23 protein-coding genes are annotated in these 21,034 nt (G+C 38.6%); 12 read left to right on the top strand and 11 right to left on the bottom strand.

Annotated elements, in window-relative coordinates; translation table 11 throughout:
• Nucleotide 1 precedes the first annotated feature (1 nt).
• From B1C82_RS13810 to B1C82_RS13800, 3 genes are read left to right on the top strand one after another with little or no spacing between them, the layout of a single operon-like run.
• Complete coding sequence (locus tag B1C82_RS13810) at nt 2-1,420, top strand: FAD-binding oxidoreductase (protein WP_086448110.1); 1,419 nt, start codon at nt 2-4, stop codon at nt 1,418-1,420.
• 4 nt (nt 1,421-1,424) lie between these two features.
• Complete coding sequence (locus B1C82_RS13805; protein WP_086448109.1) at nt 1,425-1,781, top strand: hypothetical protein; 357 nt, start codon at nt 1,425-1,427, stop codon at nt 1,779-1,781.
• The gene (locus B1C82_RS13800; RefSeq protein ID WP_086448108.1) at nt 1,778-2,488 is read left to right on the top strand and encodes a lysophospholipid acyltransferase family protein; all 711 of its coding nucleotides are present in this window, start codon (nt 1,778-1,780) and stop codon (nt 2,486-2,488) included. The genes B1C82_RS13805 and B1C82_RS13800 overlap by 4 nt, the downstream gene beginning before the upstream one ends.
• A 16-nt stretch (nt 2,489-2,504) precedes the next feature.
• Here B1C82_RS13800 and B1C82_RS13795 read toward each other — a convergent pair whose 3' ends face one another.
• From B1C82_RS13795 to B1C82_RS13785, 3 genes are all read right to left on the bottom strand, one after another.
• Complete coding sequence (locus B1C82_RS13795) at nt 2,505-3,137, bottom strand: hypothetical protein (RefSeq protein ID WP_086448608.1); 633 nt, start codon at nt 3,135-3,137, stop codon at nt 2,505-2,507.
• 164 nt (nt 3,138-3,301) lie between these two features.
• The gene (locus tag B1C82_RS13790) at nt 3,302-3,919 is read right to left on the bottom strand and encodes a response regulator (RefSeq protein WP_086448607.1); all 618 of its coding nucleotides are present in this window, start codon (nt 3,917-3,919) and stop codon (nt 3,302-3,304) included.
• Nucleotides 3,920-4,267: 348 nt separating this feature from the next.
• A complete protein-coding gene (locus B1C82_RS13785) occupies nt 4,268-5,140 on the bottom strand; it encodes an alpha/beta fold hydrolase (protein WP_086448107.1) in 873 nt (290 codons plus the stop codon).
• A gap of 90 nt (nt 5,141-5,230) precedes the next feature.
• Between B1C82_RS13785 and B1C82_RS13780 the strand changes: the two genes are divergently transcribed.
• From B1C82_RS13780 to B1C82_RS13765, 4 genes are read left to right on the top strand one after another with little or no spacing between them, the layout of a single operon-like run.
• Nucleotides 5,231-7,573 carry an ATP-binding protein gene (locus B1C82_RS13780; RefSeq protein ID WP_086448106.1) on the top strand — a complete coding sequence of 781 codons (2,343 nt, stop codon included), beginning with the start codon at nt 5,231-5,233 and terminating at the stop codon, nt 7,571-7,573.
• A gap of 22 nt (nt 7,574-7,595) precedes the next feature.
• The gene (locus B1C82_RS13775; RefSeq protein WP_086448105.1) at nt 7,596-9,107 is read left to right on the top strand and encodes a hybrid sensor histidine kinase/response regulator; all 1,512 of its coding nucleotides are present in this window, start codon (nt 7,596-7,598) and stop codon (nt 9,105-9,107) included.
• 18 nt (nt 9,108-9,125) lie between these two features.
• Complete coding sequence (locus B1C82_RS13770; protein ID WP_086448104.1) at nt 9,126-10,115, top strand: phosphotransferase; 990 nt, start codon at nt 9,126-9,128, stop codon at nt 10,113-10,115.
• Nucleotide 10,116: 1 nt separating this feature from the next.
• Nucleotides 10,117-10,842 carry an NTP transferase domain-containing protein gene (locus B1C82_RS13765; RefSeq protein ID WP_086448103.1) on the top strand — a complete coding sequence of 242 codons (726 nt, stop codon included), beginning with the start codon at nt 10,117-10,119 and terminating at the stop codon, nt 10,840-10,842.
• On the opposite strand, the gene B1C82_RS13760 is transcribed toward B1C82_RS13765, so the two are convergent.
• Complete coding sequence (locus tag B1C82_RS13760) at nt 10,839-11,567, bottom strand: YqjF family protein (RefSeq protein ID WP_167373764.1); 729 nt, start codon at nt 11,565-11,567, stop codon at nt 10,839-10,841. The genes B1C82_RS13765 and B1C82_RS13760 overlap by 4 nt on opposite strands.
• 557 nt (nt 11,568-12,124) lie before the next feature.
• Here B1C82_RS13760 and B1C82_RS13755 point away from each other — a divergent pair.
• Both B1C82_RS13755 and B1C82_RS13750 read left to right on the top strand, forming a co-directional pair.
• Nucleotides 12,125-12,691 (top strand): RNA polymerase sigma factor, encoded by a 567-nt coding sequence (locus B1C82_RS13755; protein WP_086448102.1) that lies wholly within the window; start codon nt 12,125-12,127, stop codon nt 12,689-12,691.
• A 12-nt stretch (nt 12,692-12,703) separates the two neighbouring features.
• Nucleotides 12,704-13,282, top strand: coding sequence for an ATP-dependent Clp protease proteolytic subunit (locus B1C82_RS13750; protein WP_086448101.1), 579 nt, complete (start codon nt 12,704-12,706; stop codon nt 13,280-13,282).
• Nucleotides 13,283-13,294: 12 nt separating this feature from the next.
• Here B1C82_RS13750 and B1C82_RS13745 read toward each other — a convergent pair whose 3' ends face one another.
• The 4 genes from B1C82_RS13745 to B1C82_RS13730 all read right to left on the bottom strand — a co-directional run bounded on the left by B1C82_RS13745 (nt 13,295) and on the right by B1C82_RS13730 (nt 16,899).
• Nucleotides 13,295-13,906, bottom strand: coding sequence for a GNAT family N-acetyltransferase (locus B1C82_RS13745; protein ID WP_086448100.1), 612 nt, complete (start codon nt 13,904-13,906; stop codon nt 13,295-13,297).
• A gap of 34 nt (nt 13,907-13,940) precedes the next feature.
• Nucleotides 13,941-14,840 carry a hypothetical protein gene (locus tag B1C82_RS13740; RefSeq protein ID WP_086448099.1) on the bottom strand — a complete coding sequence of 300 codons (900 nt, stop codon included), beginning with the start codon at nt 14,838-14,840 and terminating at the stop codon, nt 13,941-13,943.
• A gap of 271 nt (nt 14,841-15,111) precedes the next feature.
• Nucleotides 15,112-15,453, bottom strand: coding sequence for a hypothetical protein (locus B1C82_RS13735; protein ID WP_086448098.1), 342 nt, complete (start codon nt 15,451-15,453; stop codon nt 15,112-15,114).
• A 105-nt stretch (nt 15,454-15,558) separates the two neighbouring features.
• Entirely contained in the window at nt 15,559-16,899 is a 1,341-nt protein-coding gene (locus tag B1C82_RS13730; RefSeq protein ID WP_086448097.1) for a glucose-6-phosphate isomerase, read from the bottom strand.
• Between the two features lie 136 nt (nt 16,900-17,035).
• Between B1C82_RS13730 and galK the strand changes: the two genes are divergently transcribed.
• From galK to B1C82_RS13715, 3 genes are all read left to right on the top strand, one after another.
• Nucleotides 17,036-18,199, top strand: a complete 1,164-nt coding sequence (gene galK, locus B1C82_RS13725) for a galactokinase (protein WP_086448096.1) — start codon at nt 17,036-17,038, stop codon at nt 18,197-18,199.
• Between the two features lie 87 nt (nt 18,200-18,286).
• Nucleotides 18,287-18,706, top strand: a complete 420-nt coding sequence (locus tag B1C82_RS13720; protein WP_086448095.1) for an STAS domain-containing protein — start codon at nt 18,287-18,289, stop codon at nt 18,704-18,706.
• Between the two features lie 10 nt (nt 18,707-18,716).
• Nucleotides 18,717-19,337, top strand: a complete 621-nt coding sequence (locus tag B1C82_RS13715) for a uracil-DNA glycosylase family protein (RefSeq protein WP_086448094.1) — start codon at nt 18,717-18,719, stop codon at nt 19,335-19,337.
• Here B1C82_RS13715 and B1C82_RS13710 read toward each other — a convergent pair.
• From B1C82_RS13710 to B1C82_RS13700, 3 genes are all read right to left on the bottom strand, one after another.
• A complete protein-coding gene (locus tag B1C82_RS13710; RefSeq protein WP_086448093.1) occupies nt 19,327-20,085 on the bottom strand; it encodes a helix-turn-helix domain-containing protein in 759 nt (252 codons plus the stop codon). The two genes, B1C82_RS13715 and B1C82_RS13710, sit on opposite strands and share 11 nt — an antisense overlap.
• On the bottom strand, nt 20,078-20,359 hold the full coding sequence (locus B1C82_RS13705; RefSeq protein ID WP_086448092.1) for a helix-hairpin-helix domain-containing protein: 282 nt from the start codon (nt 20,357-20,359) through the stop codon (nt 20,078-20,080). The genes B1C82_RS13710 and B1C82_RS13705 overlap by 8 nt, the downstream gene beginning before the upstream one ends.
• A gap of 72 nt (nt 20,360-20,431) precedes the next feature.
• On the bottom strand, nt 20,432-21,007 hold the full coding sequence (locus B1C82_RS13700; protein ID WP_086448091.1) for a hemerythrin domain-containing protein: 576 nt from the start codon (nt 21,005-21,007) through the stop codon (nt 20,432-20,434).
• Between the last annotated feature and the right edge of the window lie 27 nt (nt 21,008-21,034).

Here is a 21,034-nt window from a genome sequence, read left to right as displayed (position 1 = left end):
TATGAGTATTAATCAGGAAAATAAAAACAAACTCAAAGCAATACTGGGAGAAGACAGGGTTTTTTTTAAAGATGAAACCCAAATGGACCAAGCAACATTCCTTTCTTTCGGAATAGACAGAACAAAAGTGTATGTTCCGGATTATGAAATTCTAACATTTCCGAAAAACACCCAAGAAGTTTCAGAAATCGTAAAATTCGCATTCGAGAATGATATTAAGATCGTTCCATCCGGTGGAAGAACAGGTTATGCAGGTGGTGCAGTAGCTAAGTCTGGAGAAATAGTTATCTCACTTACAAAGATGGATCAGGTTTTGGATTTCGATCCATTCTTCGGTTCCTTAACTGTACAGGCCGGTATGATCACTAAAAATCTGCATAAAGAAGCAGAAGAAAGGGGCTTTTATTTTCCTGTAGATTTCGCGGCGACGGGCTCTTCCCATATAGGCGGAAATATTGCGACTAACGCAGGAGGAGTAAGAGTAGTACATTACGGACTGATCCGTCAATGGGTTTTAGGACTAAAAGTAGTTACTGGGACCGGAGAGATCCTGGAATTTAACGGAGAGATCTTAAAAAATAATACAGGTTATGATCTTAAACATCTATTCATAGGCTCCGAAGGAACATTAGGGATCATCACCGAATGTACCTTAAAACTTACCAAAAAACCGGCAGACAATCGGATCCTTTTTACTGCAGTTCCTGATTTTCCTTCTATATTAGAATTATTTAAAGAAACTCATAATATGTCTTTACCTATTCTGGCATTCGAGTTTTTGACCAAATATTGTTTAGATAAAGTGATGGACCATTTACAGGTTCCTGATCCATTTTCAGAAGTAAGTCCATACTATGTTTTAATGGAATTCGAAATCACTGAAGAATCCGATGATGAGAAATTATTCACTTTTTTAGAGACTATCATGGAAAAAGGTTATGTTTCTGACGGAAGCCTCGCCCAAAATTCCAGACAAGCCGAAACCTTCTGGAAATATAGAGAAGGGATCAGTGAATCCATTTCCATAGACTACACTGTCCATAAAAACGATATCTCTCTCCCTCTTCGGAATATGAATCCTTTCTTGGAAGATATGCAGTCTTTACTTTCTTCTAAATATCCAGGCTTTGAGATTGCACTTTTCGGCCATATTGGTGATGGTAACCTTCACTTGAATATAGTAAAACCTAAGGACCTTTCGGATGCGGAGTTTTTCTCCCAATGTAAAAAGGTAGATCCTTCTATGTTTGAACTATTACAAAAACATCATGGATCGATTAGCGCGGAACATGGGATCGGCCTTTTGAAAAAGGACTTTTTACATTTTTCTCGATCTTCTGCCGAGATAGAAGTAATGAGAATGATCAAAAAAGCTCTGGACCCTAAAAATCTTTTGAATCCGGGAAAAATTCTTCCTTAAGATCATGAAAAAGAAACTATCCGGTTTTTTTAGGTTTCTGACCGTAATTACCTGGATCGTATTTGCGGGCTTAAGCTATATAAAAACGGAACCAGAGGTCTGGATCCCAACCTATTTAACTGTAAGCCTTTTGTATTCTACTGAATGGTATTCTTTTTTTCATGATCCAGGAAGAAGGATATTAATCGCAGGTTTAGGGAAATCTATCGGCATCGGATATTTTGTTTGGGGATTTTATAATTTCTTAAATAATCCTAAACCCGATCTTGATGCTGAAGTTTTCAAGGACAGTATAGGACTTGCGTTATCTTCCATCTGGCTTTTTTTATTACCAATTTTCCAAGGAAGAAATCGATCATGAAGATCGCAATTTCTTCCTTTATCGCCACTACAATATTAAAAATTATTTATACGACTGTTCGTTGGACAAAAATACATATCCCGAAAAAAGCGGAGGAGTTACTTCTTCAAAGACATGGGTTTGTTTTGGCACTCTGGCATAATCAAATTCCGTTCGTTATTGATTTCACATATAAATTTTACGTAAAACGTTATGGTTTAGAAGTGATCCCCATGGCTTCTCAATCCAAGGACGGAGAATTAGCTACAAGAGTAATCTCTCATTTTGGAATGAGGCCGAAAAGAGGTTCCAGCAAAAGAGGAGGCGCAGCTGCATTAAAGGCCTTGGTCCAAGATGCAAAAAAAGGAAGTATCAGTTTGATCACTCCAGACGGTCCCACTGGCCCCGTTTATACCCTTAAACCTGGCATCATTCAGTTAGCGTCTATGACCGGCTTTCCTATACTATCCTACTACGCCAAATATGATCGTTATATGATCGTACAAAGTTGGGATAGAACACCTGTTCCTAAACTTTTTTCGAAAGCGGAGTTTTTTATTTCAGAACCTTTTTACATTCCAAAATTGAAAGGAGAAGAAGATTTGGAACTTTGGAGAAAAAAATTTGAAACATTCATGTTGGAGCAAGTAGGAATCTCTCAACAGGAAGCAGAAAATTTAAGGGAAGATATCAGATTGGCGCAAGAAGCCAAAAGAAAAGATAAATAAAATTATAAATTGATAATTAAGCCACTCTCAATCTATAAAAACTCCAGTGAACTATAAAGATCCGAGACATCAATAGATATAGAGCTTTTCCATTTTGTTTAGCTTCTACAGCAGATTCAAAAGCAGAGATCAATTCTCTTAAAATTTCTCTCTCTCCTCGATCAGAGATCAGTTCCAAATCGATAGAAGACAAATTTTCATCCTCAGGGAATTTGAGATCATTAGATTCTAAAAGAATTTCTAATAGTTTTTCTGCTTCTATCAGTATAGATTCTACAGTTTTATCTGGTTCTTCTGGTCCATTTAATAAAGAATATATTCCGTCAGACAATTCTAAGATCAAACCGCCAATTGCAGAATCATCTCCATTCTCAAATGTATGATTGACTTCGTCTAATTTCTCTCTTAATAGCGATCGTACTTGAGAGAAGGAATTTGCAGCATACTGCATTTCTCCCTCGTCCATGGATTCCTCGAAACCTTGCAACCAATCAGGCCCAGTAGGCTCGAAGTCGTCCCAATCCGCCCATAACGACTCGCAAGCCAAGAAGACTTGATCAGTAGTACTTCCAACATGTTTGTAAGTCGACACTACCACAGCGAGACGAGCGAGAGCTTCGGACCATTCCGTTTCTCGGATCTCCATCATGTCGTATACCATACACTAGTAACAACTCGATGAAAGCAAGTTTCCTTATTATTTTAGATTAGCTAAGTTTTTATTACTAGCTCCTATAAAACTAATCTTTCCATGTCGCAAAAATTAATGCGTATTGTAACAGTAAAATTAGACCGTTTGGATTAGTGGAATTTCTAAAAACGAGAATACTTACGAACTAGATCTACCCTAGAGTTCACTTGTAATTTTTTAAAAATACTTTTGATCTGAATCCGAACAGTACCTTCTTTAGTTCCAAAGTTACGCGCTATTTCTTTGGTTCTATAACCGTTTATGATATGATTCAAAATTTCCTTCTCCCGCGGAGTTAAAGAATGTGTTTCTTTAGTCGGAGGTTTTCTGAAAAAAGATATTACCTTGGCTGCAGCACCAGGAGAAAGTATTCCACCTTCTTTCATCACCATTCTCGCTACTTCCTTTATGTCTTTCAGATCCTTTTTAAGAACGAATCCAACTGCTCCTGCCTTCATTGCCTGTATCAAGGCGTCATCAGTGTCTAATGTAGAAAGCATAATATACTTTGGATCATTATCAAACTCTGATCTTTCTTTGATATAATCGATACCGGATTTACCAGGAAGTATGATATCCATAAATACAAGATCATACTTATTCTGATGATTTTGCGATAAATCTTCAGTAGAAGAAAAAACTTCTACCTGATCTACTTCTTCCATTACTGAAAGAGTATTTGCACAGTCCTGAGCAAACTCGGAATTGTCTTCAACTATAGCGATTTTTACTTTTTCCATTTTCATCTGCCAACCGGCCCCTTATATTACGGTTTTTTGATTCTAACTTCTATATTCGTTTTTCAAAAAACTCAGACGACGAGAGGAAGATTTTTTTTAATTTTATAAAATATAATAAGAATCAGGGTCGATTCGAATTTTCGGTATCAATGCTATGTGAATTTTTTTCACATTTTTTTTAATTTAAGTGTCTGTCTTTTTTATTTAATGGATAAAATTTCCGAGGAGAAAATAAGAATAAGGCGTATTATATTTTGATAATCAATAATTTATTTCCAAAAATATAATATTAGATAGCAAACCTTATTCTCCCCTATTCAAGTAGTAGAAAGCAGCTAATATCTATCTTCAAAGCCAAGAATTGATCTTTTCGGCTACTTCTTTTGGTCTTTCCATATGAATTGCGTGTTTGGCGTTCGAGATCCAAACCAGTTTGCTTTTCTTTAAATAAGAATGTAATTTTTTCACCATAGGAGGGTCAGTGATCGGATCTTCTGCCCCAGAAATAATCAGAGATTTTTGAGAAACTGCAGAAAGTTTTTTGCCTAGAAAAATTTCCTTCTCTCTGTCCAGAGTATTCTCTGTTAAGAATTGATGAGCTAAATTATTCCATTGACTGAGCAGTGCTTTTTTAGCAAAGCTTCCCAATTCCGGAACATTCTCCTGATACAATGCTGTAAGAAGTCTTTCAATCTCTTCTGTTTTAGAAGGAAAGAGCAACTTCCTCATTTCGTCTCTTTGAGGATGTGGAATTCCGCCTGGTGCAAGTAGCACTAATCTCTGAATCCTTTTTTCTTTCTGAGAATCACGAATTGCGATCATCATCGCGATCAAGGAGCCCATGGAGTGCCCCGCCAAGACCACATCGTTTAACGCGAGTTTGCGGATCGAATTGTAAAGAAGGTCGGCAAACACATCGACTTGATACAAATATTTCACTTTAGGAAGAGGACTTAACCCAAAACCAGGCATATCCGGAACTAAAAGATTGAAGTCATTTCGTAAAAAAGGAGCCAGTCTCCTAAAACCTGTGGCAGAATCCAGAAGCCCATGGATGAAAAAAAGAGTTTTGTTCGAACCTTGGGCAGAAGTCCTTTTTAAGAAGAAAATTTTGTGCCCACCTAGGTCAAGTTGGAGGCGTTGAAATCCCAGCTCCTTCTCCATAAACTTAATTTTTTGCCTGGTATAATTTCGAAGAAAAAGATCGTATACAAAATCCATAGATTGGGTCAATGATTCCCTCTCTAGCCGAATCTAGCAAGGAATCCAAATCAATTTTACGATGAGGAATTCCGATATTATATACAATTCATGAAGAACCGGGAATTAGTTCTACTCTTAGAAAAGGCCTTTTTTCCCGCCCAGGAAGGAATTCTAATCTTAGAGCCCGGGAGCTACAGTATACTCGGCTCAAATCCTAAGGCATGTTCAATCTTAGGTTATGATCCAGAAGAACTAAAGAACCTTAGTCTCAGTAATTTACTCGCACGTCCAGACAGCATCGGTAATTACGGGGGCGGAGCAGAAGAATTAGGTATCTCTCTTCTTTGGAATTTGAGAAAAAATAATGGATCACTTTTACTTGCTGATTTCACGATCAACGCATTCTCCGAAACTCCAAACTCGCCTTTAATTTTTCATATCTACCAAAGATCAGAGATTAGAGAGATAGAACTCAGATTATATTATCTACAGAGTATACTAAGAACTCTTCGACTTTTAAAATTAAATTTAAGATCACTTCGCTTAAGTTCCGAAAGTACACTCTTCCAGAAGATATGTGACACTCTCAAAGAAAATCCTCATTACAGTTTGGTTTGGGGTTTTTATAGAAGAGAAGATGGAACAGATCAGATATTGATCCAATCAGACTTGGATTCCAAATGGAGAAAAAATTTAGAAACAGCATGGGAAGAAAAAAAATCCAAATCTCCATTTGAAACCCTTTTAGAAGGCAAAGAACAATTCCATATTTATGAATTCGGTTCTAACGTATATCCCGAGTGGGAAGAAGCATTAGTAGCAAAAGATTTCAGAAGATCCTTAAGTTTGATTATTAAAGAAGAAGGTAAAATTATAGGCGGGATACAGATCATTTCGAGAGAAAATATGGCGTTCGATTCCGGCGAAAATTATCTATATTTCGAAATAGTGGAGGATCTACTTTCGTCTCTTCAATATTTAAGGATCGAAAAACAAAGAAGAGAAACAGCAAAAATTTTGCAATTCCAAGGAGCACTCTTAAATTCCCTTGAAGTTCCTCTCCTATCTACTGACGATGAAGGCTTTATTACATACGTTAATAATAATATCAGCGCACTATTAGGGATTTCTAAAGAAGAAATTATTGGAGTCCAAGTAAGAGAACTTCTGAAATTAGAACCAGAAGCAATGGATATGATCCTTTTGGGCTCCAGAGCGGAAACAAGGATCACCATTCGAGGCAGGCATGAGGTTCCGTTTTTATTAGCTTCTTCTTCCCTGAAAGATGATTATGGAAATAGGATCGGGACAATCTTACTTCTTTTAGATATTTCGGAGCAGAAGAAGAATGAAGAACTGATCCGCGCTTCCGAGATGAAACTTAGGAACTTATTTGCATCCATGAATAACGGGATCGTAATATTGGATCCTCAAGGAAAAGTTTTGGAAGTAGCTCCTATTCTGAAATTTTACTTATTCCAATTTTTAAACGTAGATGTGGATGATGATTTCCCTTCTCTTTTCCCGGAAGAAGCCCAGAAAGGTATCTTAGTTAAATTAGAAGAATGTATGCGCACTCAGAGAGCGGCATATTTGGACTTTTCCATGGTATTATTAGGAGAAGAAGAAAATTATTTTTCTATAAAATTCCTCCCACTTAAAAAATACCAAGATCTTCCTGTTGCAGCAATGTTAATATTCTCCGATGTGACCCAAACGAAAATTTTGGATAGGCAATTGTATGAGACTGCAAAGTTCGCATCCATCGGAGAGATTGCGGCCGGTATCGCTCACGAAGTCAATAACCCTCTCCAATCCAGTTTATTATATTTAGAAGATCTTTTAGAACACGAAGATCCAGATCCGATTGAACGAAAAAAAGTTTATAAGAGAGTGGAAGGTGCGGCATTGCGGATCAGAGATCTGATAAAAGGTCTTCTGGATTTAGGAAGAAGAGCTCCCAGAAAAAAAGAATTGGTTTCTCCTTACTTTATTCTTTTAAGAGCCTGTGAGCTCATTGAGGTAAGTTGTAAAAAGAATGGAATAGAATTGAAACGAGTTACTAATCCAGAACTTCCTCAAATCCATGTTGCCTGGCAGGAAATCGAACAAGTATTGATCAACTGTCTAGTGAATGCAGTTAACGCAATTTCAGAAATGGAACATAAACCGGCATTACCATTGATACAAGTTTCTGCACGAAAAGAATTATATTTGAACGGAGAGATGGTCAGTTTTACCATTCAAGATAACGGTCCTGGAATGAACGCCGAAGTCGCGGAAAAAGCATTTTTACCTTTATACACGACTAGAAGAACTAAACAGGGAACTGGACTCGGATTGACTATTTCTCAACGAATCATCACTGATCATGGAGGGACCATTCAATTGGAATCCAATCCGGGACAAGGCACCAAGGTCACTGTCCGTGTGCCTGTTGGAAAGGTATGATGAACTTATTCTTTAAAAAATTATGACAAAGGGAAAAAATCCCAACGTCTTAATCATCGATGACGAAGCAGAAATTAGAACTGCTTTGGAACGTGTAATCTCAAGAGAAGGTTATCACGTTTTTCTTGCAGAAGATTTTGAATCCGCTATGACGATCGTGAGAGATCATGCGATAGATATAGTAATTTCTGATATTCTAATGGGCGGTAAAGATGGGATTGAAGTCGCCAGGGAAATCAAAAAATATAATTCTAATATTCCAGTAATACTCATCACAGGCAACCCTCAACTTCATACAGCGGAAGAAGCTCTTAGAAATAGAGTATTCGATTATATATCCAAACCTGTAAGCAGACAGAATATCCTAGCTGCGTTAGAGAATGCCCGCAAAGAGAAAGAAGATAGAGATAGAAAATCAAAAAAGATCATAAAGGCAGTTCGAGAAAAAACACATTTCGCACAACAATCGAAAGATCTGGATTACCGCAATAGTTTGATTTTAGAAACTACCGGTGACTGCGTGATCACTCTAGATGAGGATCTTCTTATTCACGGCGCTAACGAAGCTACTATCAGAAATTTTGGATACGATGAGAATGAAATCGTAGGGCAAAAGATCACTCTCTTAATCTCCGACGAAAACATAGATGCGTATATGGAAAGGATCACTCATTTGATGAGTCGTAAATCCGATCACAATATCGCCAGATTACATAACGCAGAATTGGTCAGCCGAAGCGGAGAAAAATTCAATTTTGATATTTCTGTATGTCGATACGAATTAAACGGAAAAACATATTATACAGGGATTGCAAGAGATATCACTCAAAAGAATATCATCTCCGAAAAACTAATCGACGCGGAAAGAAGAGCATTCCTAACTACGATCGCTTCCAGCATTGGTCATGAGATCAATAACGCACTTACTGCAATACAAGGTTTTATTGAAGTCGCAAGGCTTCCTGATGCTGATGAACCTATCAAAGATAAGGCAATCTCAGTCACTTGGAATCAGATTACTAAATTAAAGAACCTGACTTTCAACTTACTACAATTAGGGAAACCAGGAGATTCTGGTAGAGACAAAGAAGACTTGGATCTAAACGAAGTAGTAGAATCAGTCATAGAAGTTTTCAGAAAGACCACTCGTTTAAAATATTGTGAAATAGTATTCGACAGAAGTCCTGACAAAACGCCAGTACATTCGAACGCAGACCAATTGAGCCTTTTATTCTCTAATATCTTTTTAAACTCCGCAGATGCGACAGAGAATAGAGGAAGAATAGAGATCTCCGTTGTAGAAAAGAACCATCATCCTATGGTCAAGATCAAAGATAACGGAGTAGGAATGAGTAAAGATATTTTAAACAAGATCTTTCAACCTTACTTCACCACTAAAAAAACCGGCCAAGGCACTGGGCTTGGAATGTTCGTAGCTAAAGAGATTGCTGATGTATTTGGCATCCGAATAGAAATCGATTCAGAGCCTGAAAAAGGCACCGAATTCCGCTTGGTCTTTCCGGACAAATTGTAGAACTAGCCATACGTGGCTATGAATGAAGTTTTAAGTGAGATAGATTTTCGCTTCCTTGCGATAGACGGAAAGTTCCCTGAAAAAATAGACTCACTCAATCCAGAAGCTTCTGCTCGCAGATATTATCGTGCAATATATCCTGACGGAACCACAAAGATCCTATGCAAGGACCAAGTCTTTCAGCACGACTTTCAAGAAGTAGGGCATTTTTTAGAACACCACGGCTTCAAAGTCCCTAAAATTTATAAGACCGATGTATTCAATAAACTAATGCTTCTTTCCGACGAAGGAGATTTTGATCTAAGTTCCATAAAAGATGATGCTGAATATAGAACTTTCTTAGTAAAATCTTTGGAATTATTGGTTTCTCTCCAAAAGACAAGGCCAGAACCGCCAGTTTCAACTCGAGAATTTGATTACGAAAAGTTAAATTTCGAAAATAAGTTTACGTTTTCCTCATATACCAACTTCTCCGAAATGTTCAAACTTAAAACTAAACTCAGACCAGAAGTGTTTTTTTTCTTGGAGGAGGCTTCAGGATTTTTAGCTGAGTATAAGGAAAAGGTTTTCTGTCATCGGGACTTTCATGCTCGAAATATCATGCTTTCTCCTAACGGAGATTTGACTCTAATAGATTTCCAAGATGCAAGAATGGGAACTCCATTTTATGATATTTCCAGTCTACTGTATGATGCTTATAGACCGATCCCATTTGCTATGAGACAGGGACTCTTCTTACTCTTCCTGAAACTAAGCGACAACAGATTTAAAAAACCAAGAGAATGTTATTATCTACAGTGTTTGCAAAGATCTTATAAGGCTCTCGGGTCCTATTTTATGTTAGTGGCGGAGAAAAAACAGGACAAATACAGACAAAGTGTATTAAATTGTTTGGATAATCTGTTAGAGATCGTGCAAGTGGGACTTTTCCCAGACCAATTATTTCTATTTTTTCATCTTCTAAAAAAAGAATTATCAGACAACACTCTATTCCTGGAAAAGTTATAGAATGAAAGCGTTCTTTCCATGTGCAGGTTTCGGGACCAGAATGGGGGAATGGACAAAAACTCTTCCGAAACCTCTTTTAAGAATAAATAATATTCCTCTCATCTATTATTCCCTATTCCAAGCCAAATCTTGGGGAGTAACTGACGGACTTCTTAACCTACATTATTTCGGAGAGAAGATACAAGAAGAACTAAAAGGTTTTAAAGACTTTCAGTTACACTTTTCCTTCGAAACTCCCGAAATTTTGGGAACCGGGGGAGGAATTCGCACTGGGATCGAAAAATTCTGGAGTCGTCAGGATAATTTCTTAGTTTTAAATCCTGATTTTATTCTTTTCCCGGAACCAGGCTTTAATCCTTGGCCGAGTAAAGAAGAGCAGGAAAGATTTGATTGTATATTATATTTATCTAAAATTCCAGAAAATGCAACTTACACGGGATTAAGCTTGCAGGATGATTTGGTGAGATTTGAAGCTGGGGGATATTTTTATCTGGGACTTTCCTGGATGAAAGCTGAATCCCTTTGCGATCTGGACCCGAATAAACCTTATGATCTTGCAGACACATTCCGTAAACTTTCCGCTCAAAATCGACTCGGTGGAAAAATTTTCCCGGGCACATTTTTGGACCTTGGAGAAAAACAGTTCTATGAGAATTATAAGAATGCTGATTTTTCGGACAGACTTTCCGCAGATTGGCCGGAGTTCAAAAAGAGAAATTCTCCCTAAACTTTTTCTAATCCCCATGTCAGCACTTCTATTTTTTTAGAAAAATGAAATAAAGGTTTTATATCCGGGAGTCGTATTCCTTCTATATTCGTCATTGTGTTTTCAAAGATATTTGCATTTGCTCTCTGTAAAGGCCAAGGCTCGTGCAAAATCTCACATCTATATAAAGAATTTCTATTATTCGCATATAAACAATACCTTTCGGTTAACCAATAATCCAAACTTCCTTTCTTAGCCAGATAGACATCTGATATTGGTTCATATTCTGCCTGAAAACGAAAATTATGATTCACAGATTTTCTCTGAGATAAATAATGAATTCTATTTTCTTCTTCAGTAACCTCGAAATTCGCCAGGTAGTAAGGAAGATGATAGAATGCCCTCGCAACCTTCACCGCTAACCAACTTTCCGCATCTAAACTAAAAAAATATACTCCGGGCTTTCCATCCAAAGTAACATATACTCTAACATTGATCTCGGGAAAACGAGAGGCGATTGGCATTACTGGCAAACCTCTCATTCGGATCCCACTCATATGGAATGGCACTACTCCAATCCAAGTTTGATTTTCAAATGTATCAATTTCTAACCGTTTGGGAACGAAGGCTCGGATCATAGAAACCGGTACAGGCCAATGAATAAATAATAGATCATGCCAGATCTGTTTCATTCTCCAACTTGCTTTAGGAACTGGCCAAGGTCTATGTTCTGAGTTGATTCTCATTTCTTTAGTCAATTTATTTCAACGCAGGGTCAGCTTTCATTCATTATTTTCGCACAAAGATTGTAGTCATCTGTAGGAACTCCAACATGAAATAAAAGTGGCCCCCACCCTGCGTTGGGATTGGGGGGAGTGGCTTGTGGGAGAGCTCATCCCCTTTATCACAAAATCCTTTCTACGTCAACGAAATCCTCTTCCTCAAATCCATGTAGGAGCTCCTACAACTTATCCCTTCTGATATCAGTTCCTCTATGATTCCTGAAAAGAGAGAGCAGAGGATTACGAATCGCGACAAGGATCGCAGCGAAAATCCGGCGATGCACCATTATAAAATGAAAAGTTTTAAATTATAGAGTGATTATGGTGCTTCGCTGATTGAAGCGAAGAGCCTGGTCCTGACAAAGTCAGGAGTCGCCCCCTATTTTTACATCAGTAGGAACTCCAACATCGCAATCTTGAGTATAATTTCCGAGATCTAGACCAGGGTCAGGAGCCCGGAAAATGTAAAAATAGTTTAGATCCGTACACCCCAAAATGGAAACTGGGACCCTCTAACAGATATGCGCGATTTTAAAGTACTAGTCACAGAAGCTTCCAAAGGAGAAGAACCGGCCTGGACGGAGTTGATGACCCGTTTCGAAAAATACGTAAGTAGTCAGGCTAACAAAAGGATCAGAGATCAATCCAAAGCGGAAGATCTAAGCCAAGAAGTATTTCTAGAAGCCTGGAAAGTTCTTCCGACGCTACGCCAGCCGGAGGCATTCCCGTTCTTACTCAGAAGGTTGGTTCTGAAACATTCGGATCGTATCTTAAGAAAAAAAGATCTACTTGGGACGGAACTAAATCCTGAGATCACTAAGGCTGCTCCTCGTTCTGGAGATACATGGAGAACAGAAGTTTTAGAGGCATTAGAAGAACTCCCTAATGAAGAGAAACAACTTCTGAACCTTAGGTATTTTGGTGAGATGAGCTACGAAGAAATCACCGAAAAAACAGGGATCCCAATTGGCAATTTGAAGAACCGTTTAAGAAGAAGTAGAGAATTATTGCGCAGACAACTTTTGAATAAATCTGACAGAAAAGATTGGTTGGAAGTCCTACATGGACCTATGGCAATCGCTTCCTAATCGGAGAATAGAATGACTGATACTTTAGTAGAACCAATCCAATTTCCAGGACTCCGTATGGAGGATAACCAACTCAAAGAAAGAAAAATTTTTCTTTGGGGCCAAGTAGATGATTCTTCTGCAAAATATGTAGTGGAACGTTTATTATATCTTTCTAATCAAGATCCGGAAAAGGATATCACTCTCGTGATCAATAGCCCTGGAGGTGCAAACACTTCCGGCATGTCTATTTTGGACACTATGGATTTGATTCCAAATGATGTGAGTACAGTCTGTATGGGACTCGCTGCGAGTTTTGGCGCACTACTGCTCCTTTCAGGGACAAAAGGAAAAAGATTCGCATTCCCACATAGCAGGATAATGTTACACCAACCTCATGTTCCTGGAACTTACCAGGCAAAGGCAACTGATATTGGTATTTTTGCTTCTATGATCGAAAGAGATAAGAAGGAGATCAATCGTATCGTTTCCGAAAGAACTGGCCAACCTTTGGAAGTCGTGGAACGAGATACGGACAGAGATCTATGGCTTACTCCAACTGAGGCACAAATTTACGGAGTAATCGACGGAGTTTTGGAGAACTGGAAATAATATTAAATTTGTTTAAACCTGAGGTCTTCCTAGTTTAAACAAAATATTTCCTCTTACTGTAGGCCATTCTTCTTTTGTAATACTATAGACTACGGTATCTCTCAAGGTACCATTTTTGCTAATTCGATGATTTCTAAGTATCCCATCTTGTTTTGCACCCAATCTTTCGATCGCCTTCCTGGATGATAAATTCATAATATGCGTCCTGAATTCTACAGCGATACATCCCAAAGTCTCAAACGCGTGCTCTAAAAGTAAAAGTTTACATTCAGTATTCACAAATGTTTTTTGGACAGATTTAGGATACCATGTTGCTCCGATCTCCAACCTTCGAGCATCCTTTTCAATATTCAGATATCTTGTAGTTCCTAAAAGTTTTGAATCTTCTTTTCGGATTACAACAAACGGAAGGGAAAGTCCGGCTTCTTGTTCCTCTAATCCTTTTTGGATCCAAGCCCGCATTCCTTCCGGTTCCGGAATATTTGTGTACCAAAGTTTCCAGAGTTCTCCGTCATGTATGGTTCCTATTAGTGCCTCCGAATGTTCAAATCCAAGAGGGACAAGCTCTATATGATCGCCAGAAAGACGCACAGGTTTAGGAGGATAATAAGTGGAAGAGATCATAATTTTATAATATATGTTTTGGCAAATTTCCGATCTATAATTTCAAGTAGCCGGATAAACACCAAGCACAGACTTCTTCCGTAAATGGAAGATCTATTGCTTTTGCAACTACGTCAGCAGGAACTGTATGGAAGAAGATTCTATCATCCACAGATCTTCCGCAAATCTTGCAGACTGAAATTTTCCATGGAGAGATTGTTTCTCCGTCCTTCTCTGCTTTTGAATGGAATCGAAAAGGTCTAACATCTTCGTCGTTTTCCAATTTAGTTCTGAGAGAAAGGATTTCTCCATCAAAACCGATCTCCAATCGGAAGACATGCTCTCCTTCCATGGTATCAAATCTAAGAAGGTTCGGATCCAATCCTATTTCCTTAAATTGTAATATAGCTAATGCAATGCCTATTTCCCTTCCCTCTTCATCGAATGGATAATCTTCATAATATTCCGAAAGATTTTGGTAGGACTTTGCTCTGGAAAGATACTCAGTTAGGGCTTCTTCTGCTTCAGAAGTAATTGGCGCTAAATTAGCAATTTCTAAAGAAACTCCTGAATCGGAGTGGTGGATCGTGGTCCTAAGTACGGAACCTTCGTCCTTTAATCTATTCTTTAATTTTAATGGATCTGAGAAGTCCCAGTTGGTCTCAAATTCTGCCTCTCTCTCTGTTAATGATTCTGAACTGAGAGGATCCCAACCCTTCTCCAAATAATAGGAATTCCTACAATTTTCTTTGAATGCCATTTCTAGCAGAGAATAAATGAGAGAAAGAGAAGGAGGGAGAATATCCGTCTTTTGATAATATTCCAAACAGAATCGGAGATAATTCTCAACGTTGGATTTATAATATTGGGAAAGTACCACTCCGTGAAGGACGATCTTCTTTCCGAGTTCCATTCCTCGGATCAAACGTTCCTTTTTGGTTAATTCTATTTCCATCCGCTTACGGAGTTCTGGCTCCCCGCAAAAGTATCGGGAGATTAGGGTCTCTGTCTGCCTTTTTTTATTGGTGTGAGATTGAAAAAGAAACCGGCCCCAGACAACGGGTTTGGCCCAAAACCTGGGACCGGTTAAATTGGTGCTATATTGGATGGGAAAATATTACGAAATTGGATCTCCGAAAATTCTATTTTGAGCGCAAAACTAGGGTGCGCATAGCTCAGAAAGCGAAGCACAGCTAGAGCTGAAAACTTTGCTTTCGAACCTTAGATTAGGAGAGAGATGGTGGAGGAATATTCAGCAGATGCTGAGATAATAATTTATTGTGTTGGAATTGAAACCTATCCTGGCGGGAAGGGTTAGAGTTAGAGAGACCTGGAGTGTTTATCTTAGAAGCTAAAAAATCTCCCCAAACCGTTTCCGAGGGATCGGTGGTTTCGGCGAGATCGCTTAATTCTTCTATATCGGTCTCTTGTCCGATGATTGTTTGTGATTGGTCGGACTTCTTCCCGGGATAAGGGCTGCTGGATGGTCCGGAATGGATAAAGAATAGTAGAGTAAATAAGGCTAAGGAAGCCGAAACGAACCTTAGTTTTTTTCCTCTTAGGACCATACTGGATCTAATCCGAAACCTGAATGAAACTCTGTCAAGCTTTTAGAAAAATCTTTCCGGAATGAGATGCGAAAAAGCTATCAATCCAAAAAGAAATCTTTTTGTTTAGACTCCTTTTTGACGAAGAGATTCTCTTAAATTTTCAAAACCCGGTTTTCCCAGTAATGCGAACATATTTTTCTTATAAGCCTCTACTCCAGGCTGATCGAATGGGTTTACACCGAGCACATTCCCCGAAACTCCGCAGGCTAATTCAAAAAAATACATCATTTGGCCTAAACTTCTAGGGCCTGTATCCGGAAACAAAATCTCCAAACATGGTATTCCGCCTTCCGCGTGTGCTACTAAAGTGCCAAGAAAAGCCTGTAAGTTTACTTCTTCCAAGTTCTTAGAGGCTAAAAAATTCAGACCATCCAAATCATCTGAGTCTTTAGGAACCAACACTTTTGCACCTGCGTTTTTGGAATAAAGAACAGTTTCAAAAATACTGCGTTCCCCCTCTTGCAGATACTGCCCGAGTGAATGTAGATCAGTAGTCAATTCCACAGAAGCAGGAAAAATTCCCTTTCCTTCTTTGCCTTCACTCTCTCCGAACAATTGTTTCCACCATTCGGTAAGAGTACGGATCGAAGGATTGTAATTTGTGATTACTTCTATCTTTTTTCCAGATCTATAAAATAGATTTCTGTAAGCTGAATAAATACATGCTAAATTTTTATGAGGAGAAGTTTCCGAGATCAAAAAGTCCGCAGCTTCAGAGAAACCTTCACAAAAAGAAAATATATCCACCCCCGCGGCCGCAATTGGAAAAAGTCCTACTGGCGTAAGAACAGAATATCTTCCGCCTACGTTATCCGGAATAGAGAAGGTCGCAAATCCTAATTCATCCGACATTTTTCGCAAGGCACCTTTGGAGCCGTCGGTTGTTGCAACTATTCTATCCTTCGCCTTAGCTCCGTATTTTTTTTTGGCAAGATCCCAAAGTAAACGAAATGCTAAGGCCGGTTCAGTAGTAGTTCCAGATTTGGAAACCACGTTAATTGAAAATTCTCTGTTCTCTAGATACTCTAAGAGTTCGGAATGATAGCGTGCATCTAAATGATGTCCCGCATAAACAATCTCAGGCGATCCTAAACTTGGAGTTTTGAAATAAGGTTTAGAAGCCTCGATGACTGCTTTGGCTCCTAAATAAGAACCTCCAATCCCAATCACAACTATAGTCTCGGATTGTTTTCTGAATCTTTGTGCTTCGGAATGAATTCTTTCTAATTCTGATTTTTGGATCTCCTTTGGAAGTCGGACCCAGCCTAAATATTCGGAGCCTGGAGATTTCCCGGAGAGAAGATTTTGTAAAGCGAGGCCTGACTCTTTTAATAAGAGCTCATAGGTTTTTGGGTCAGCAAACTCCGAGGCAAATCTATCGTTTATTTCTAAAGAAAAGGCCATCGGTATTCCTCAAAATCGGACATCCGAGACAAATTACTTATGTTAATTGGAATAGCAAGGAAAAACGAATTAATTCGATGTTCTAATTTTCCAAAATCCCTTGTAAGTATTTTAGTCTTAGATTTTATTTTCCAGAATGACTCTTTCTATCCGAGAGAATCTTTCCTCTTCTCTATCCCTTATTTTTCCGGATGCCCCGGATTTAAGTCCAATCCGTTTTTTTTCGGCCCCAGGTCGGGTGAATATCATAGGGGAACATGTGGATTATGCAGGAGGTTTGGTATTTCCTGCTGCAATCGATTTCAGAACACACTTTGCAATCAGAACAAATTCTCTTGGCCTTATTAGATTGTACTCCTTGGATTTTAAATCCGAATTTGTAACAAAAGATCTCACCTATTCTGAAGAAAAACCTTGGGCAAATTATATCCTGGGGGTCGTCTCAGAAGCTCGTAAATTAGGATTAAGGGTAGAAGGATTCGATCTTGCTTTCACAGGAAACATTCCTCAAGGTGCAGGACTTTCTTCTTCCGCTGCTGTGGAAGTAGGAATCGCATTTGCACTTTCTAAAATATTCGAATGGGAGATTACAAAAGAGAAGATCGCAGTACTTGCTCAAACCGCGGAAAATCATTTTGTAGGAGTCAATTGCGGGATCATGGACCAGTTCGTGATCGCAGTGGCAAAACCTTCTTCTTGTATTTCTCTAAACACAGAGACATTGGAATATTCTTATCATAATTTAGATCTTCCAGGTTACGAGTTCTATCTGATCGATTCCAATGTAAAACATAGTTTAAAAGAAAGTGAGTACAACGACAGAAGAAAGGAAGTAGAATCTGCGACTTCAAAATGTAATAAACTTTCTCCAGAAGTCAAAACCTTAAGCCAAGCAGACTTCTCTCTAATTGAAAAAGCGGGGCTGACTCCTTCCGAATTTAAGAGAGCTACTCATATTCTTGGAGAAAGATCCAGAGCCCAAAACGTTATCCGCTCCTTAAAGGATAAAAATGCGGAGAAGGTTGGAGAAGAACTCTTCTCTTGCCATGAATCACTTTCGAAAAACTTCCAAGTCTCCTGCGAGGAAACAGATTTTATTGTAGAATGGTTCCGATCTGAAAATGTATTAGGAGCAAGAATGATTGGAGGAGGCTTCGGAGGTTGTGTCCTAGTTTTAGACAAAGAAGGCAGATCTTCTTCCTTATTCTCCAAATTCGAAAAAGAATATCTCCAAAAATTCGGACTAAATGCAAAGATCTATAAATTCTCTATCTCTGAAGGAGTAAGAGAAGACTCTTAAGATCGTTGAAAAACGGGATAAAATCCTTGCAGAAACGGCTAGTAATTCGATAGTCTTCGCATTCGGTAAAAATAAGCGAACCACACTATGGCAGATACTCCTTGGAACCTGGACAGTAAAGATTTCGATCATGATGCGCCCGAATTGGGTGTATTTCTAGATCAGGACAATATTCCTGAGGGTCTTCCTAAAGAAGCAGTGGTTGTGAAAATTTCTGGAGAGATTAATCTGTACTCTGCCCAGATTATGAAAGAAAGATTCTTTCATCTACTCGATCGAGGATTTATCTATCTTCTAGTGAATATGGAAAATGTGAAGTATATAGATTCTTCCGGACTTGGAGTTTTTATGGCGACACATTCCAGACTAGTTAAGAGCGGAAAAGGTGGTATCGCAGTCTTCTCCCCTTCTTCTCAAGTGAATAAAATTTTAGAACTTACCAAATTAAAAAGTTTGATCCGAGTAGGCAGCACTTCGAAAGAGGCTTGGAAACTTTTAGCACCTTGATCCGTTTCGGATGAACGATTCCCAAAAATTCAAAAAACATCTAGAGACATTACTTCATTGTAGGCTTTGTCCAGACATGGTCGGCAACCCTGTGCATGGCGGAATTTCTGGTGCAAAAATTATGAGCATAGGCCAGGCTCCAGGCATCCATGAAGAAAAATTCGGAAGACCATTCGCATACACTGCAGGCAAAACTTTATTCAAATGGTTTTCATCCATAGGGATAGAAGAAGAAGTCTACAGATCCAAAGTAAACATGGCTGCGGTTTGTAGATGTTTTCCGGGCAAAGCAAAAAGTGGAGACAGAAAACCAAATCCTTCCGAAGTAGAAAATTGTTCCAGATTCATACGCTTCGAAGTGGAATTCAATCAACCTGAACTTATCATTCCGATAGGTAAACTCGCGATCGATCAATTGGCAGAGAATAAAAAATACAAACTGGATGAGGTTATAGGTAAGAAGTTTAAGAAAAACTACTACGGTGTGGAGCTAGATTGGATTCCCCTGCCTCATCCTTCCGGGCTGAATGTTTGGAATCATTCCCCAGAAGCTAAGATACTGATCGCAAAATCCTTGGATCTAATTCGAAAACACCCTTCTATCAAAAGAGAATTTTTTTCTAAAAATTAAGATCCAAACCTGACTTTGTATTCTGGCGAAACCATTGTTTCGGACTAAAGCCGGTTTTCTTCTTAAACTCTCGGATAAAATGTGCCTGATCGTAATAACCGGCCTCTAAAGCTAATTCTGTGAGACTGGAAGAAGAATTATAAAATCTGAATATATTCCTGAAACGTACGAGACCAGCGTATTCTTTTGGACTTAAGCCAACTCTAGTCCTAAAACCTCTTTCTAAGCTGCTTTGGCTTACTCCCAAATCAAAAGCCAAACCTTTGATCCCGATTTCCCCGAGTGATGACTTGATCCTAAGGACTGCTTCTGCTACAAATTTTTCCTTTTCTTCTCTCAAGGGGAGAAGTAGCCGGAATTTTTCCAAAATACGATTACCCTCTTCCCCTTTCCAATCTGCTTCTTCGCAATCTGCAATTAGTCCGGAGATCTTCTCTTTGGAAAACAGATCTTCTAATGACAAACTTGAATCACTGATCTGATCCATTGGGACAGAAATCATTCTAGAGAGAACTAAGGGAGAAATATTAACTAAAAGTGATTTTGTATTTTTTTCAGAATGGAAAGTCCTCGGGCCTCTTAAGATCCCAGTGATCCCCGCCTTGGAAAGAGCCTTGGGTTGTTTACCCGAACCTAAAGAAATCCTTCCTGTAGTCTGGATCCCAATTACACATTCTTCTCCCGGAAGAACTGTATACGTCTCGGGAGATTCTTTTTGGCTCCAGGAAATTCGGATCAAATCAGACAAGCTGCCTGTCCTTCCAAAACCACCATTTCATTTTTTCCGGTTCAGGATTGGGAGTCGCGGAAACATATACAGCACAACGGAATACATACAGCATACATAGATCTACTCGAGCACCTTGGTATTCGCAAATTTCTTCGTATAATTTTTCAGGATCTAATTTTGCAAGTTCCGCTTTACTTCGAACTCCTAAGTTCCAGAGATCTTCTGCGATTACTTTACCTACTCCGGGAAGAGTGCGAAATTCTTTTAATACTTCGGATTTATCCGACTTCATAAAGAGATTTTATAAGAAGTCGGTCCAAAAATCAAGTGAGTTAAATCGTTTATAACAAACCAATACCGTAGTTTAAGAGAAGGTTTTTAACATTTCTTCGAATCTATTTTTGATCCGGGTCGGAACGTTCGGGATCAAAAACTTGGCCCAAATTTTAAGCTCATCTCCACCTAAAGAACTCATGATCTCTTTTTGGTGGTCCTCCAATTCTACATCTGAAAAGTATACATGTAATCTAACTTGGGTTTCCTCTTCCTCTCTTGTCATATGAGAGAAATAATCCGTTTGAAAACGAATTAGTTTTGTATAAAATTCTTCGGAAAGAATCTGGGACTGCTCAGTTTCTTCTTTGATCCTATCTAAAAGAGATTTTAGTTCTTCTATTTTTTCTTCCAGATATTTATGTTCTTTTTTGTCTCTTAGAGAAGCCTGCGAATCTTTTTCTTCTAAATATTTTAAGCTCACTGCTTCTTCGTCGCGAGCGTGGATCTCCAACATGCGAAAAACTTCTTTTCCTAATTCGAAAAGTGAGAGAACATCTTTTGAATCCGAATAATCTGTCCTGCCTGCTTCTTGCACTAATTTTGAAATTCCATAACGGATTGCTTTATGAGGGAAATCATATACTTTCTTACGGTTGTTCAACATTTCATTCTCCAGTAATGAAAAATTCTA

The organism is Leptospira venezuelensis (genome assembly GCF_002150035.1).
GTDB classification, from domain to species: Bacteria; Spirochaetota; Leptospiria; order Leptospirales; family Leptospiraceae; genus Leptospira_B; species Leptospira_B venezuelensis.
The sequence above is the reverse complement of the archived record's forward strand: the minus strand, read 5'-3'. Positions and strand labels throughout refer to the sequence as shown.